This is a genomic window from Pseudomonas sp. SDO5522_S412, assembly GCF_054071215.1.
Map to the genome: position 1 here is coordinate 1 of NZ_JBSVWQ010000136.1, position 16,002 is coordinate 16,002.

12 protein-coding genes and 1 pseudogene are annotated in these 16,002 nt (G+C 61.2%); 6 read left to right on the forward strand and 7 right to left on the reverse strand.

What is annotated here, in order from left to right; all coding sequences use genetic code 11:
* Positions 1 to 210 precede the first annotated feature (210 nt).
* Positions 211 to 2,016: an ABC transporter ATP-binding protein gene (locus ACW9I6_RS22510; RefSeq protein WP_008431180.1), complete on the forward strand. Its 1,806-nt coding sequence runs from the start codon at positions 211 to 213 to the stop codon at positions 2,014 to 2,016.
* Positions 2,017 to 2,050: 34 nt separating this feature from the next.
* Here the strand turns inward: ACW9I6_RS22510 and ACW9I6_RS22515 are convergent, their stop codons facing one another.
* Together ACW9I6_RS22515 and ACW9I6_RS22520 are read right to left on the reverse strand one after the other, a co-directional pair.
* Positions 2,051 to 3,139, reverse strand: coding sequence for a sigma-54 interaction domain-containing protein (locus ACW9I6_RS22515; RefSeq protein ID WP_457339849.1), 1,089 nt, complete (start codon positions 3,137 to 3,139; stop codon positions 2,051 to 2,053).
* Between the two features lie 22 nt (positions 3,140 to 3,161).
* Positions 3,162 to 4,349 carry an acyl-CoA dehydrogenase family protein gene (locus tag ACW9I6_RS22520; protein ID WP_003219870.1) on the reverse strand — a complete coding sequence of 396 codons (1,188 nt, stop codon included), beginning with the start codon at positions 4,347 to 4,349 and terminating at the stop codon, positions 3,162 to 3,164.
* 439 nt (positions 4,350 to 4,788) lie between these two features.
* Here ACW9I6_RS22520 and ACW9I6_RS22525 point away from each other — a divergent pair, with 439 nt between their 5' ends.
* A complete protein-coding gene (locus ACW9I6_RS22525) occupies positions 4,789 to 6,894 on the forward strand; it encodes a TonB-dependent receptor family protein (RefSeq protein ID WP_457339850.1) in 2,106 nt (701 codons plus the stop codon).
* 144 nt (positions 6,895 to 7,038) lie between these two features.
* On the opposite strand, the gene ACW9I6_RS22530 is transcribed toward ACW9I6_RS22525, so the two are convergent.
* Positions 7,039 to 7,503, reverse strand: coding sequence for a hypothetical protein (locus ACW9I6_RS22530; protein ID WP_003219875.1), 465 nt, complete (start codon positions 7,501 to 7,503; stop codon positions 7,039 to 7,041).
* Positions 7,504 to 7,635: 132 nt separating this feature from the next.
* Here ACW9I6_RS22530 and ACW9I6_RS22535 point away from each other — a divergent pair, with 132 nt between their 5' ends.
* Entirely contained in the window at positions 7,636 to 8,916 is a 1,281-nt protein-coding gene (locus ACW9I6_RS22535) for an MFS transporter (protein WP_457339851.1), read from the forward strand.
* Here the strand turns inward: ACW9I6_RS22535 and ACW9I6_RS22540 are convergent.
* Genes ACW9I6_RS22540 through ACW9I6_RS22550 form a run of 3 tightly spaced genes read right to left on the reverse strand, consistent with a single transcriptional unit; the run spans position 8,908 to position 11,305 of the window.
* Positions 8,908 to 10,449 carry a cryptochrome/photolyase family protein gene (locus tag ACW9I6_RS22540; RefSeq protein ID WP_457339852.1) on the reverse strand — a complete coding sequence of 514 codons (1,542 nt, stop codon included), beginning with the start codon at positions 10,447 to 10,449 and terminating at the stop codon, positions 8,908 to 8,910. The two genes, ACW9I6_RS22535 and ACW9I6_RS22540, sit on opposite strands and share 9 nt — an antisense overlap.
* Positions 10,446 to 10,751 (reverse strand): DUF6482 family protein, encoded by a 306-nt coding sequence (locus ACW9I6_RS22545; protein ID WP_008431191.1) that lies wholly within the window; start codon positions 10,749 to 10,751, stop codon positions 10,446 to 10,448. Before ACW9I6_RS22545 ends, ACW9I6_RS22540 begins: the two co-directional genes overlap by 4 nt.
* Positions 10,752 to 10,768: 17 nt before the next feature.
* Positions 10,769 to 11,305 carry a DUF3833 domain-containing protein gene (locus ACW9I6_RS22550; protein ID WP_177123385.1) on the reverse strand — a complete coding sequence of 179 codons (537 nt, stop codon included), beginning with the start codon at positions 11,303 to 11,305 and terminating at the stop codon, positions 10,769 to 10,771.
* Positions 11,306 to 11,911: 606 nt separating this feature from the next.
* Between ACW9I6_RS22550 and ACW9I6_RS22555 the strand changes: the two genes are divergently transcribed.
* Positions 11,912 to 12,247 carry a DUF6124 family protein gene (locus ACW9I6_RS22555; RefSeq protein WP_008431194.1) on the forward strand — a complete coding sequence of 112 codons (336 nt, stop codon included), beginning with the start codon at positions 11,912 to 11,914 and terminating at the stop codon, positions 12,245 to 12,247.
* Positions 12,248 to 12,491: 244 nt separating this feature from the next.
* Here the strand turns inward: ACW9I6_RS22555 and ACW9I6_RS22560 are convergent, their stop codons facing one another.
* Entirely contained in the window at positions 12,492 to 13,979 is a 1,488-nt protein-coding gene (locus tag ACW9I6_RS22560) for an aldehyde dehydrogenase family protein (RefSeq protein ID WP_008431196.1), read from the reverse strand.
* A 228-nt stretch (positions 13,980 to 14,207) separates the two neighbouring features.
* On the opposite strand from ACW9I6_RS22560, the gene ACW9I6_RS22565 reads away from it, so the two are divergent.
* Together ACW9I6_RS22565 and ACW9I6_RS22570 are read left to right on the forward strand one after the other, a co-directional pair.
* Entirely contained in the window at positions 14,208 to 15,377 is a 1,170-nt protein-coding gene (locus ACW9I6_RS22565; protein WP_457339853.1) for a p-hydroxyphenylacetate 3-hydroxylase oxygenase component, read from the forward strand.
* Between the two features lie 59 nt (positions 15,378 to 15,436).
* Positions 15,437 to 15,913, forward strand: a pseudogene (locus tag ACW9I6_RS22570) (flavin reductase family protein); the annotation flags it as partial.
* Positions 15,914 to 16,002: the final 89 nt, after the last annotated feature.

The window sequence follows — 16,002 nt, forward strand, 5'->3', positions numbered from 1 at the left end:
CCCAAAATCCTGGGAGCGCTTCGCACTCCAGCGGGAGCAAGCTCCCTCGCCACAGGGGAATGCCGCTCTGGACGCTCTGCGTCCGCTCTTAAAATCGTGACGCAGAGCGTCACCGGATGCATTCCCACGCAGAGCGTGGGAACGATCACACTCACCATTTTTGCCTGAAAGCTGCGCGGCCACAGGCGTCATTCAGGAATGCCATTGGCCATGAGTTCGTCTTTTTCATTGTTTCGCACCTGGAATGTCCAGCACTTGCCATCGACGCCGGCGGCGTTTGTGCGGCATTTCATCGGGCATTTCAAAGGTTGGTACCTGGCTATCCTGCTGCTGCAGATCGCCGCAGTGGTGTGTTCGATTCTGACGCCCTGGGGGCTGGGGCAGATCACCCGCACCGTGAGCAACGGGCTGGAAGCGGAGCGTGCCTTTGAAGTGCTGCAATGGCCACTGACACTGCTAAGCGCGCTACTGGTGTGCCAGGTACTGTTTACCCGTGCATCGGCAGGCTGCCATATCCACGTCTTGCCGTTGCAGCGGCGCACGGTGACGCATGTGGTGTTCGCCTATCTGCAGCAGCACTCCCATCGTTTCATCAGCAATGAGTTCGCCGGGGCACTGGCGCATCGGGTGGCGGAAATTACCCTGGGCGTGAATCAGACCCTGAGCATCTTGTTGTTCGACCTGATCCCGCTGCTGGTGACGCTGAGCCTGGCCACGGCCTTGCTATGGACCGCATCGCCGTTGTTGGCGTTGTTCATGGCGGGTTGGTCGGTGGCGTTTATCGCTATCTGCTACGTCCTCGCACGCCGCAGTCATCCTCTGGCGCAACAGTATTCGGCAGCGCGCAGCACCAGCACCGGCAAAGTGGTGGATGCGGTCTCCAACCTGGCCAATATCCGCCTGTTTGCGCGCCATGCGTTCGAGCACAGTTACCTCGGCACTTTCCTCGACAAGGAGGTGGCGGCTGCCTACCGATCCCTGGGGTATATGGAGAAAATTCGCTGGTTCCAGGCTTCCTGTGGCGTAGTGCTTAAGCTCGGCTTGTTATTGCTGGCGCTCTACCTGTGGCGCAGCCACCGTATCGACATTGCTGCGTTTGTCATGTCCACCAGCCTTTCGTTGTTGATCATCAGCGATGTGGAAAACCTGTCGCGACGCTTTCTCGAATTCTTCGAAGCCACCGGCAATATCGCCAACGGTGTGCGCACCCTGATCCGCCCCCATGAAGTCATCGACCAACCCGGCGCCAAGGCGCTGATGGTCAAGCGCGGCGATATCGAGTTTCGCGATGTCGGCTTCAGCTATGGCGGTGACCGTTCGATTTTCGAACACCTGAATATCGTCATCCCCGCCGGCCAGAAAGTCGGCCTGGTGGGTGCTTCGGGCTCCGGCAAGTCGACCCTGCTGAGCTTGCTCCTGCGTCTCTACGACGTGCAGCAAGGCCAGGTGCTGGTGGACGGCAAGGACGTGCGCGAGGTGACCCAGCATTCGCTGCACCAGCAGATCGGCCTGATTCCCCAGGAGCCCGGCCTGTTCCACCGCAGCATTCGCGAAAATATCCATTACGGCCGCCTGGATGCCTCGATGGACGAGGTCGCCGAGGCGATCCACCGCGCCGGCGCCAGTGAATTTATCGACAGCATGGAACACGGCTACGAATCGCTGGTGGGCGAGCGTGGGGTCAAATTGTCCGGCGGCCAGCGCCAGCGCATTGCGATTGCACGGGTGTTGCTGAAAAACGCGCCGATCCTGGTGATGGACGAAGCCACTTCCAGCCTGGACTCGATCACCGAGCGCTTTATCCAGGACAAGCTCGACGAAATCATGGAAGACAAGACCGTGCTGGTGGTCGCGCATCGGCTGTCCACCGTGGCCCACCTGGACCGGATCCTGGTGTTCGACAATGGCCGGGTGATCGAGGACGGCAGCCACGAACAGTTGCTGCGCCAGGGCGGGCAATATGCGCGGTTGTGGAGTCGCCAGTTCAGCGATGCGCTGGATGAAGCGGTGGTGTGACCAAGCGGCGTACCGGGTACGCCGCGCAGTCAGGTCAGATCGAGAGGTGCAGCACCCGGTCATCCTTGGCACCGGCCAGCGGGCGGCGCTTGTTGACCTTCAGCTCACCGAGGTTGATCAGCAACGTGCGGGTCACGTTGCGGCTCAGCCCCAGCAACTCGGCGGTGTGCACCTGGTTGTGCTGGCACAGCCGGTAGGCGGCGGTGAGCAGGCTGCGTTCCACCTGTTCGTGGAGGTTTTCTATCTGCTCCTCGAACAGCCGCTGGAAGGCTTGGTCGAGCAGGTCATGGGCGGTGGTGCTGTCTTCCTGGCGTTCGATACGCAGGTTGGACATGCGCAGGTCATCGGCCTGGATCACGCCGTCGCGGCAGATCAGCAGGGTGTGGTGGATGACGTTTTCCAGCTCGCGGATATTCCCCGGCCAGCTGTAGGTGGCCAGCCGTTGCTCGGCGTCCTTGCTCAGGATGACCTCGCCATACCCCAGGCGGCGGGTGTAGGTGTCGATGAAATACTGCACCAGCGGCAGGATATCGCCGGGGCGATCCCGCAGCGGGCTGAGTTCCAGGTTGACCACGTTCAGGCGGTAGAACAGGTCCTCGCGGAAATGCCCGGCGTTGATGGCTTTTTCCAGCTGCACGTTGGTCGCCGCCAGCACCCGCACATTGATCGGAATGCTTTTGCGCGAACCCAGGCGCACTACTTCACGCTCCTGCAATACCCGCAGCAGCTTGACCTGGATCGACATGGGCAGGTCGCCGATTTCATCGAGGAACAGCGTGCCGCCGTTGGCTTCTTCAAACCAGCCGGCCTTGGCACCGAGGGCACCGGTGAACGCGCCTTTCTCGTGGCCGAACAGCTCGGCTTCCACCAGTGATTCGGAGAACGCACCGCAATTCACCGCCACGAATGGCTGCTCCTTGCGGCCACTGAGGTTGTGGATATGCCGTGCGACCAACTCTTTGCCGGTGCCGGTTTCACCGATGATCAGCACGCTGGCTTCGCTCGGCGCGACTTGTTGCACATGCTTGAGCAAGGCCTTGGACCTGGGGTCTTCAAACACCTGCGCGGTGGCGCGGATGGAGGTGGCAAGGGCGGGCGAGGGCGGTAGGGTCAGCAGTTGCATGGTTATCCCTTTGAATAAAAGATCAGGAATAAAACGTCGGGATGGGCGCGGTACCGTTCAGTGCCCACTCGCCCAGTTCATGAAGTTTGTAGTCCAGCGGGTCATGCAGGCTCTGGGTGCGCAAGTTGCGCCAGTGCCTGTCGAGGGCCACCGAGGCGTTGGTCGCCCGTGCGCCGGTGACCTCGAAGACCTTGCTACACAACTCCAGGCCATTGCGGCTGGCGGCGACTTTGGCGGTGGCGATGGCAATCGCCGTTTCGCCGCGTTCCTCGCTGGTCAGGGCCGAGCCCTTGGCCCATGCCGCGTCCAGCACCTGGCCTGCGCGCTCCACCAGCAGGCGGGTGCTTTGCAGCGCCACCCAGAAATCGCCGTAGTGGCTGAGGATGTAAGGGTCCTGGGTGCTGTGGCTGGCGCTGGAGCGGAACCACGGGCGGGCTTCTTCCAGGGTGTATTGGCGCGCCTCTTCGAACGCGCCTTCGGCGATGCCGAGGAAGATATTCGCGAAGTGCAGTTGCGCAATCAACGGCCGCAGGCAGGCGAACGGAGTACTCAGGGGGCCCGGGTCCAGCAACAGGTCGGACTCTTCCACGCGCACGCGCTTGAAGGTCACGCTGCCGCTGTCGGTCTGGCGTTGGCCCATGTTGTTCCAGTCGTTGTGCAGGATGATCCCGCTGCGGGCGCTGGGAATCGCCGCGATCAGCAACTTGCCGCCGGCGCTTTCATCGATGGCCGAGGCGATCAGCATTTCCGAGTCGTTGGCCCCGGAGCAGAAGTTCTTCTGTCCCGAGAATTCCCTCCAGCCCGTGTGGCGCTTGACCACCGTGCGGGTGTCCAGGGGGTTCAGGGTGTTGCCCCAGAACCAGTTGTTGCTGGCCGTCAGGCTGAACCAGGTTTGCCATTGTGCGGGCGTGGCAAATAACCGGACGGTGGCGAGCATCAGGTGATGAAAGCCGAATACGTGGGCGATGGAGCTGTCGACCCGGGCGAATTCGCGCACCACCTCGAAGGTTTCCGACCAGTTGGCGTCAAGCCCGCCGAATTGCCCGGGGATGCTCAGGGACAACAGGCCGCTGCTGCGCAGTTTGTCGCGTTCGGCCTTGGGCGTACCGCCGCTGGCGTCGCGGTCGACGGCGGTGCGCGCGAATTCGGTCGCCAGGTCACGGGCAATCTCCAGTGGCGTCCTGCGGGTGCAGAGTAAGTTGACCGTCACGCGTGAATACCTCGTTGCTTAAGTCGAGAATGCTCGAGCTGATTTGTTTCAACAGGCAATGGATAGAGCAAGACCCATACCAAGTAACAATAAGCCGATAACTTGCGACTTCTTACGGGGATGCAGGCGCGGACAGTGTCGAATACGCAACTTTTGTTGGAGGGCTGTTGGGATTTGCACAGTTGCGTCCTGTGCCCGCAGGGCGGGGCTTTCGTTATGCTTTTATTGCTTGAACATATAAGTGTTTGTGGATGATTTTTGTATTGTCCGAAATCGAACATTTCACCAGCAAAGTGTTGCACTTGTGGCGATTAATAAGAGTGGCCGGCCAGTGTTTATTGAGGCTTGAACGTGGCATGAACCCTGCAAAGTTGGAAACAGAGCGCGACTATACGAATAGATGCTCCAACTAATTCGAGACCCCAGGAGTATTTAATTCATGCGGCAACTGTTTGAACCTCGCGCTCGTCGTTTTGAGTCACTGGCCACCGCGTCCAGCCTTGGCGTGCTGTTGATGTTGATACACGGCGCGGCCTTTGCCGCCCAGGCGGACCCGACCCTGGCCACGGTAGTGGTCACCGGTGCCGAAGCCACCGAAGCGCAAAAGGCCGAGAAGCAACTGTCCAAGGTGCCCGGCAAAACCGCAGTGATCGACAACCGCAAGATCGAACAGGGCCGCGCGGCGAACGCCGAGGACGTGCTGGCGTTGCAGCCGGGCGTATTCGCCCAGGCCACCAGCGGCTCGGGCGCGAACAAGATTTCGATCCGCGGTTCGGGCCTCAATACCTTCTATCAAGGCTATGTGCTGGGGATCAAATTCCTCTACGACGGCCTGCCGTTGACCGGCCCGGGCGGCACCCAGGAAGACATGCTGGACATGGCCTCCGTGGACCACACCGAGGTGCTCTACGGCGCCAACGCCTTCCGTTATTCAGCCTTGTCCCTGGGCGGCGCGATCAACTTCGTGAGCAAGACCGGCCGCACCGATCCAGGCAACTACGCGCGTTTCGAAGCCGGCAGTTTCGGCTATCGCAAGGAGCAACTGAGCACCGGCGGCGTGGACGGCGACAATGACTATTACGTCAGCATCCAGCACAACGAGCGTGACGGTTACCAGGACAACACACCGAACAAGGGGCAGGGGATCGTTGCCAACTTCGGCCACGTGTTCAGCCCGCAACTGGAGACGCGCTTCTACATTCGCTACAAGGAAGAAACCCTCAGCCAGGGCAACACCCTGACCAAATACCAGCTCAAGCACGACCCCACGAGCAACCTCGTGCCCATCGGGCGCAAGAAGGACGGCTCGACCCTGCTGGGCAGCACCACCACCTACACCTTCGACGACAATGCCAAGCTCGAAGTCGGCCTGGGCTACAACGATTACCCGCTGGACAACGGCTGGCGCTATTCGCCAACGCCACAGGAATGGCGCTCCCAGGACGTCAACCTGACCTTGCGCTACCTGCGCACCGCCGACACCTTCTTCGGCCTGCGCAGCGACAGCAGCGTGACCTTCAGCAATACGCTGGCGTACCTGGCCGATGTGAAATCCCACAGCAAGGCCACCGGCATCACCCAGCAGAAGACCAACTACACCGGCTCGCGGGACACGGTGTTTTCCCTCGGCAACGAACTGCAACTGAATGACCGGACGTGGCTGTCCACCGGGCTGTCGCTGATTGATATCAAGCGCAAGGCGCAGATCGAATACAGCACCGGCACCAATACCAGCGCGTTCCCCAGTGGCGTTGAATACGACGAGACCGACGTCGCCCCGCGCATTGGCCTGCGCTATCAGTTGACTCCGGAATTCGAAGTGTTCGGCAACGTCAGCCGCTCGGTGGATCCACCGGTTACCTGGCAGCTGGGCAGCACCGGCACACCATACATCCGTGATGTGCGGCCGCAAAAAGCCAACACCGTGGAGTTCGGCATTCGCGGCGGCCACGGTATTTTTGACGGCAGCCTGACGGTCTACCGCTCGTGGGTGCAGAAAGAACTGCTGTCGGTGGTGGTACGCCAGGCGACGGCCACCCAGGACCAACTGGTGGCCACCTCCAACGGCAGCGCGACCATTCACCAGGGCATCGAAGCCGGCTTGAATGCGCAACTGTGGGACGGCGGCAATGGCGACACCGTGACCCTGCGCCAGGCCTACACCTTCAACGACTTCCACTACCGCAACGATGCGGTGTTCGGCGACAACCAGCTGCCGGGCCTGCCGCGCCAGGTCTACCAGGCCGAGCTGGAATATCGCCAAGGCAGTGGTTTCTACGCGCAGCTCAACGCCCGGGCGGCGTCCAGCTATTACGTCGACTTTGCCAACTCCCTGAGTGCGCCGTCGTATACGTTGTGGGGGGCCAAGGTGGGCTACGAGGCCCCTAGCAAGAAGTGGGAAGTGTTCGTCGATGCACGCAATCTGACCAACAAGCGCTATGCCACGGCCACCAACACCGCGTACGACGCCAAGGGCCAGGACTCGGCCAACTTCTATGTGGGGGATGCGTTCAACGTGACCACGGGGGTTTCGTTTCACTTCTGACCGTGACAGATCGTTCCCACGCTCCGCGTGGGAATGCCGCCTTGGACGCTCTGCGTCCGGCCGTCGATGCGAGAGGTGATGGTGACGCAGAGCGTCACGGTATGCATTCCCACGCGGAGCGTGGGAACGATCATTTCGAGGAACCTAGTTCTGCGGCCGCTGTTTGGTCGAGTCCAGCTCGGCCTTTTTGCCGGTGCTGATCTCGGTGATCTGCGCCGACTTGGCGATCGCGAAATCAAAGGTGTCCTGCATCTTGGCGATGGCATCGGTCGCCGTGCCGTTGAGCCCACCGTTGGCTGCCCAGTCGAAGTTCCACACCCCGGAAAAGTTATCGGCACCGGCCACATCATGGGTTTCGATCGCGGTGAACACGTCGGGATGGCGCTCCATGTACTGGGCCGCAGCGCTCACATCGGCCGGCACCTTGCCCGAGGCATTGCTGGCCAGTTGCGAAAGCTCTTGCTTGGTGATGGCCGACTTGCCCGTTTGGCGCATGTAATCGGCGATGACCTTGCTCGACTTGGAAATATTCAACTTGTCGTCGAATACCGACGTCGAGGCTTTTTGAGTGGTCGGTCCGCCACCGGCGGGTGTTACGGTAGTAGACATCGGCGCTGCTCCCTCAATGAATTGGATGACATCGAAGCCGACGTTAGCATGGGCAATTGGCCATTTATCACCGGCTTCACAACAATTCGCAGCGGCCGGAAAATTTCACAGCGTTTCGCACAGGGAGGGATGGTGTTCAGGACGAATCAAGGGCAAAGCCGGTTTGCCGGTTTTTTCATCAGCCGCAATTTTTCACTTTTATGGCTGGGCCAGGCGCTCTCGTCCTTCGGCGAGTATGTGCTGGAGAGCACGATCATCGTCTGGCTGGTGACCGATCTGTTCCGTGACAGCGCCTTTCTACCCAGTGCCGTGGGCCTGGCGGTGGCGGCCTCGGCGATCCCGCGGGTGCTGGTGGCGCCATTGGCGGGTGCCTGGGTCGACCGCCTGACCCCGCTCTACGTGATGATCAGCGCAGACGCTATCCGGGTGATCAACTTCCTGATCTTTATCCTGATCTATTCGCTGTCCGGCCTCGATCAGATGCAAGTGTTCGCCGGCGTGCTGCTGTTGCTGGTGATGAACAGCAGCGCCGCGCAGTTCTTCAACCCGTCCCGGCAGGCGGTCATGCAAGTGATCATTCCCGCTGAGCGGCGGGTGGAAGCGTCGGCCAAGACGATATTTTCCCTCACGGGCATTTCGGTGCTTTCCGCCTCCGTGGGCCCGGCGCTGTTTGTGTGGGTGGGGCCGATCTGGGCGTTGCTGATCAATGTGCTGGCGTTCAGCTGTTCAGCGCTATGTATCCTGGCCACCCGAGATTTGGGGGCTGCATTGCCCGCAGAGCGCGCCTCATTCTGGCGTGGACTCTTGGCCGGCCTGCGGTTTTCCTGGGGGCACCCGTCGATTCGAACCCTGCTGACCGGCGTGGCGTTATATGGCTTTTCCCTCGGTATCAACAACGTCGTCCTGTCGTTGTATGCCTTCAAAACGTTGGGCCTGAGCCCGCGTGAATATGGCCTGGTACTCGCCGCATTCCCCGTCGGCGGGCTGGTGGCGGCCTTTCTCGTTCGGCCGCTGTTGAAGGTCTTGAGCATTCGACGCGCGTTCACCGTGGCGCTGTTGTGCCTGGGGCTGAGCTACCTGGGCTATGCGTTGCATCCGCCGTTTTACCTGGCCTGGGGGCTGATGTTCTGCTGCGGGCTGTGCTTTTCGGTGTTTGCCATGGTGCAGGGGCCTATGCTGCAAGAGGCCGTGCCGGCAGGCTATATGGGCCGAGTCTCCGCGACCGTGACGCCGGTGCTGGCCATTGCCTCGCTGACCGGCACCCTGGTGTGTTCCCAGACGCTCAACCTCGTGCAAGGTGTGGATGTGTACGGCGGCTATATCGTTATCGCGGCGGGCTTGCTGCTGACGGGAGGTGGATTGATGCTGCTCGGTCAGCGTGCCGGCAAACACCAAGTCGCCCGCTCAAAGTGACTCGCCCGCATCCAGCTTCGCCAGCAGCCTCTGGCCCCGTTCCCACAGCGCGTCCTGCTTGGATTCAGGCATCCGGTCGAGGTTCTTGTAAAGCATGGCCATGCGCTGATTGCCCCGCAGCAGGTCGCCGTGGCGCATCAGGAAGTGCCAGTAAAGCGCATTGAACGGGCAGGCATTGTCAGCGGTACTTTCCGTGACTTTGTACGCACAGCCTCGGCAGTAGTCCGACATGCGCTTTATATATTGGCCGCTCGCGCAATAAGGCTTGGAACCCAGGTAACCGCCATCGGCATGCATCACCATGCCCAGGCTGTTGGGCAGCTCGACCCAGTCGAACGCGTCCATGTAGATCGCCAGGTACCACTCGCATATCTGGCTGGGCACGATGCCGGCCAGCAGGGCGAAATTGCCGGTGACCATCAGCCGCTGGATGTGATGGGCATAGGCATGTTTCAGGCTCTGGCCGATCGCCTGGCGCATGCAGTTCATTTGCGTCTCGCCCGTCCAGTAGAACTCCGGCAGCGGGCGGCTGTTGCCGAATGCATTGCCTGCGGCATAGTCGGGCATCTTCAGCCAGTACACGCCGCGTACATATTCACGCCAGCCAATCAGTTGGCGGATAAACCCTTCGGCAGCGTTCAGCCCGATGCTGCCCGACCAATAGGCCGCCTCCACATCGCTGCACAGCTGGCGCAGGTCCAGCAGGCCGATGTTCAGGGCGGCGCTGATACGGGCGTGAAACAGGAACGGCTCGTCGCTGGCCATGGCGTCCTGGTAGTCGCCGAACCCCGCCAGGCCATAGTCCAGAAAGTAGTTCCAGAGGGCCTGCGCGTCGGCGTGGGTCACGGGGTAATCGAAGGTGTCGAGGGAACCGTAGTGGCTGCTGAAGTGTTTACCTACCAGCGCCAGCACGTCCTGGGTGATCGAGTCCGAACTGAAGCGCGCCGGGTAGGGCGCCCTGGTGCCCTTGGGCAATGCCTTGCGGTTGTCCGCATCAAAGTTCCAGGCGCCGCCCACCGGCGTACCTTCACCGTTGAGCAAGAGCCCACTCTTGCGGCGCATCTCCCGGTAGAAGAACTCCATGCGCAGCTGTTTTTTACCGCTGGCCCAAGCGGCGAACGCGTCACGGCTGCACAGGAATCGGTGGTCGGCATGCCACTGGATCGGCAAACCGCAGTCCTTCAGGGATTGCTCCAGGCGCCAGTCACCGCATTCGGTCAGGTGTATTTCCCGGGGTTGCATCAGCGATTGCCAGCGCCTTAACTCGCCGGGCACCGAGCCGGTGTTTTGCGGATCGTCCAGGGTGACGTACTGCACCCGCACGCCACGCTGCTGCAACGCCTGGGCAAAATGGCGCATGGCGCTGAAGACCAGGACGATTTTTTGCGGATGGTGGGGCACATGGCTGGCTTCCTCCATGACCTCGACCATCAAGACCGCATCGCGCTGGCTGTCCAGCCCATCCAGTGAGGCCAGGTCAAACGACAACTGGTCGCCCAGCACCAGGCACAGGTTTCGAACTGCCTTGGTCACCACGGCGCTTCCAGGGAAAATGGCGTTCGCAGTGGCTCGATAGCGCCTTCTCGCCGGCCGCACATTTCGTCATGCACGCACTGATGCACCAGGGTGCAGGGAAACGCAGGGACCGCCTGCAACACGTCACGCAAGTGATTGACGGAGCGAAAGTGCAGGGGCTTCGCCGACTCGTCCAGCAGCGTGAACTGGCCGTGGTCCAGCGTTACGCGCGCCAGATAGAAACCACCTTCCAGCGACAGCAGTTCCATTTCGCGTACAGCGCCTTGGGTGGCCAGTCTGGTCAGGGCTTGCAGGTTCATGGTTCACTCCTTACCGGTCAGGGTTGTGAAGACTGGCGACGGAAGAACAACGTCACCTGGCCGACTTCCACACCCAACTTGGACATGCTGGAGCGGTTGATCAACGTGTCTTCGTCCATCAGGTACATCCAATCGTCGAGGCTCACTTCGTAGACGGATCCATCAACCGGCAGGTTCAGGACGTAGCGCCAGCGCAGTGCGTTGCCCGCCACTTCGCCCCTGGCCTCGCCTACCACATCACCGGCCCGTCCGCGCCAGTGGTTGGGGCCGTCCGGGGTGAGGGTCCAGACACGTTGCTGGCGAGTACCATCGCTGTATAGAAAGCGCTCATCGAGAATCAGGCTTTCACCCTCGCGGCGGCTGGCGATATTCACCTCGAAACGCTTGGCCACTTCACCCGAGCGTTTCTCGAAGATGCCCCAGGCCTTGACGGGCTTGCTGAAGAAGCTCACCAGGTCCAGTTGCGGTTGCTGGTCGGCATAGTGTTTTACATCCACGCTGCCACAACTGCTCAGGCCCAACACCAGGGCCAGCGAAACCAATAGACGGGTCATTGCGGTTCTCCCCGAGAGGGCTTGATACTGCTGATACTTGTACAAAATAATAAAATTGTACAGGTATTTAGCGCATTACCAGGATGTTACCGGCTACCGGCCTGCCCATTTATGGCGGGTATATGCAGCCTCAGGGGACCAGGTGCAGATGATCGTTCCCACGCTCTGCGTGGGAATGCCGCCTCGGACGCTCCGCGTCCCGCTGGCACCGCCGGATTGACGTCTCGCGCAAGGGTGACGCGGAGCGTCACGGTATGCATTCCCACGCAGAGCGTGGGAACGATCAACAATGGGCATACGCCGGCAGCGGTATCGCCCGTTCCTACGCAGACCGTTCCCACATAGATTTCAGGTTGCTTCCAGACCTTCTCGCCGCTAACCTTCGCGGGTCGCTGCCAATTCAGCGAACGGGTGTGGTAGCCCGGCTATTTCATAGATCCCAAAACGCTCAAGGGCGTTTTTTTGTGCGGGCTGCTTTGTGGCGGCTGTGCATGGGAGGCTTCGGCCTGCCGGGTTTCTATGACCGGTCTACCACCCCGTGTACAGTCGCCTCCTTAATCGTGTGGTAGCGAGCGTGGAGGTGCTTACTCATAGAGGAGCTTCACCATGAAAAAGGTCTCGCCCAACCCGCCGCATTACTTGAACGACCAGAAATTCCACGATGCTGCCCAGCGCGCATTCAAGCACTACGACCTCAATTCAGAACCTGCCGCTTCGCCTCCGTCCTCCAACAAACTATTCTCCGTACGTGCCGGCCTCAGCACCGAAGTCGCCTTGTGTAATGCCAGCGAGATTCTTGAATCGGCGGCTGTCAGCGCCTATGACTGTGCCGAGCATCTTGATGGGGCCAGCCGCAAGCAAGTGTTGGCAGTGGTGCAATTGGTGGAGATGGCGCAGTTGTTGGTGGATGAGGCGCTGAACCGGGAGTGTCCGGTGGCCTGATCACATCCGAAATCCAACTGGCAACATAAATCCAGTGTGGGAGCGGTTGGTCAGGAGAGCGGGTTTGTCAGCAGGCTCGCGATCACTCCCACGCTGATCGTTCCCACGCTCTGCGTGGGAATGCCGCCTCGGACGCTCCGCGTCCCGCTGGCAATGCACAATGGAAGCCTTGCGCAGTGGTGACGCGGAGCGTCACGGTATGCATTCCCACGCGGAGCGTGGGAACGATCGGTCGCCCGGTTTATCAGTAGCGAATCATCACCGACTTGAGCTCGGTGTAATCCTCGATGAACGCCCCGCCAAACTCCCGTCCCACCCCCGAAGACTTGTTGCCGCCAAACGGCACCGCCGGGTCGAGCATCGTGTGCATGTTCACCCACACCGTCCCCGCGTTGATCGCCGGCACCATGCGCAGGGCCTTGCTCAGATCATTGGTCCAGAGACTGGCGCTCAGGCCGTAAGGCGTGTTGTTCATCAGTTCCAGCAGCTCATCCTCGGTGTCGTAGGGGAAAAACGTGGCGATCGGGCCGAAGGTCTCTTCGTTGAGCAGGGTGTCGTGGATCGTGTTGGCGAGAATTACTGTCGGCTCCACATAGCACCCCGGCCCGTCGATCAGCTTGCCGCCGTGGACAATCGTATTGTTCTCGGCCCGGGCCTTGGCGAAAAACCATTCGAGTTTCTGTTGGTGCTGGCGGTTGGTCACCGGGCCGAATTCGGTGCGCTCGTCCAGCGGCGAGCCGATGTTCAACCGGCCCAGGCGTTGCGCCAGTTTGTCCATGATCGGCTCGATCTGCGAGCGGTGGGCGAAGAAGCGTTCGGCGGCCGCGCAGATTTGCCCGGAGTGCAGGAAGCCGGCTTCGATGATGCCGTTGACCGCTTTGTCGAGGTCCACATCCCGCAGGAACCCGGCGGAGTTTTTGCCGCCCAGTTCCAGGGTCGCCCGGGTCAACCCGGCGCCCATGGCACTGCGGCCCACGGCGATGCCGGTGGGCACCGAGCCGGTAAACGAGACCTTGTCGGTGCCCGGGTGCTCCACCAGGCCTTTGCCCACATGGCCGCCACCGGTCAACACGTTCAGCACGCCCGCCGGCAGGCCGGCGTCGATGGCCAGTTCGGCGATGCGCAGGATGGTCAGCGGGGTGAACTCGCTGGGCTTGATGATGATGCTGCAGCCGGTCACCAGTGCCGAGGCGAGTTTCCAGATGGCGATCATGGTCGAGAAATTCCACGGCACGATGCCCACTACCACGCCCACCGGTTCGCGCAGGGTGAACGCGGTGTAGCGTTCGCCGGCGAAGGAGGGCAGTGAAGGGGTAAGGGTCTGACCGCTGATCTTGGTGGCCCAGCCGGCGTAGTAACGCAGGAAGTGCGCCGCCTGATCGACCTCGAAGGCCCGGGAAATCTGGATGATCTTGCCCGACTGGCAGGTTTCGATCTGCGCCAGTGCTTCGCGGTGTTGCTCCAGCAGGTCGGCGAGTTTCAGCAGCACATTGCCGCGAATGGCAGGGGCGACCTGGGACCATTGCCGGAAGCCACGCCGGGACGATTCCACCGCTGTGTCGATATCGGCCAGGTCCGCATCGGCAACCTGGGCGATCACCTCGCCGGTGGCCGGGTTGATCACTTCCAGAGCCTGGCCGGAATGGCTTTGGACGTACCCGCCGTCGATAAACAAGGCATGGCTTCGACGGAGGAAGGCCTGGACTTCAGGCAGCAGCGCAATATCGCTCATGGGATTTTCCTGCTCGCAAAAGCCCGAGGGTAACCAGCGCCGCCGGGCCAGGCTTGTCTGTGCCTGCCGGGCGATATGTCTGTGGCTGCCAGGCCTGTGGAAAGTGCAATCTTGGCTGTGGAAGGTGCATTTTCCGGGGGTGTCGCCCGCTCCATACTGGCCCCACATCCAGCGCCGTTCGTTGAGTTTGAACGCCAGCCGGACATCCAATAATAAGCAGGGCCGTCCATGAAAAAGCCAAACCCGCTCCTCGAAGATCTCAAGGCGATTCTGCCGACCATCGCTGCCAACGCCTTCCAGGCCGAGCAGGACCGCAAGGTTCCCGACGAGAACATTGCGCTGCTCAAGAGCATCGGCATGCACCGTGCCTTTCAACCCAGACCCTTCGGCGGCATGGAAATCTCCCTGCCGCAGTTTGCCGACTGCATCGCGTTGCTGGCCGGCGCCTGTGCCAGCACCGCCTGGGCCATGAGCCTGTTGTGCACCCACAGCCATCAACTGGCGTTGTTTCCCGCCAAGCTGCAGCAGGAAGTCTGGGGCGATAACCCGAATGCCACCGCCAGCAGCAGCATCGCGCCGTTTGGCCGCACTGAAGAAGTTGAGGGCGGTGTGCTGTTCAGCGGTGAAATGGGCTGGAGCAGCGGTTGCGATCATGCCGAGTGGGCGATTGTCGGCTTCCGCCGTAAAAACGCCGAGGGCACCCAGGACTATTGCTTCGCGGTACTGCCGCGCAGCGACTATCAGATTCGCGATGACTGGTTCGCCGCCGGCATGAAAGGCAGCGGCACCAAGACCCTGATCATCGACAAGGTTCTGGTGCCAGAACACCGCATCCAGAAAGCCAAGGACATGATGGAAGGCAAGTCCGCCGGCTTCGGTCTGTACCCCGACAGCAAGATTTTCTACTCGCCGTACCGGCCGTATTTCGCCAGCGGTTTCTCCACCGTGAGCCTGGGTGTGGCCGAGCGCATGCTCGAAGTATTCCGCGAAAAAACCAGGACCCGCGTACGTGCCTACACCGGCGCGGCAGTGGGGGCGGCGACTCCGGCGTTGATGCGCCTGGCCGAGTCGACACACCAGGTGGCCGCCGCCCGGGCGTTCCTGGAAAAGACCTGGCAGGAACACGCCGAACACAGCGAACAGCACCGTTACCCGAGCCGCGAGACCCTGGCGTTCTGGCGTACCAACCAGGCGTACGCCACCAAGATGTGCATCCAGGCGGTGGACCGCTTGTTCGAGGCCGCCGGTGGCAATGCGTGGTTCGAGCACAACGAGATGCAGCGTCTGTTCCGCGATTCCCATATGACCGGCGCCCATGCGTACACCGATTACGACGTGTGCGCGCAGATCCTGGGGCGTGAGCTGATGGGGCTCGAGCCTGATCCGAGCATGATTTGACGCCGACCCGGCCATCACAACCATCAGGACTGCGCGTTGATGCAGTCCGGGAGTCTTGCATGTCTGATAACAGTTTCGACCCACGGGCCTTTCGCCGGGCCCTGGGCAACTTTGCCACCGGTGTCACGGTGGTCACCGCCGCTGATGCCAGCGGGCGCAAAGTGGGTGTCACCGCCAACAGCTTCAATTCGGTATCCCTGGACCCGCCGCTGGTGCTGTGGAGCATCGACAAACGCTCCAACAGCCACGAGGTGTTCGAGCAGGCCAGCCATTTTGCGGTCAACGTGCTGGCGGCCGACCAGATCCACCTGTCGAACAACTTCGCCCGGCCCAGGGACGATCGCTTTGCCGAAATCGAATTCGAGCCCGGGGAGGGCGGTTCGCCGGTCTTCGCTGATTGCTCGGCGCGGTTTCACTGCGAGAAGTACCAGCAGGTGGATGGTGGCGATCACTGGATCATGATTGGCAAGGTGGTGGCTTTCGATGATTTTGGTCGTGCGCCGTTGCTCTATCACCAGGGGGCGTATGCGCGGATCGAGGAGCGGCAACCGTAGGGCGAACACCTCTATCGAAGGCTGAAGCAGGTTCAATGTGGGAGCGGGCTTGCTCGCGAATGCGGAGTGTC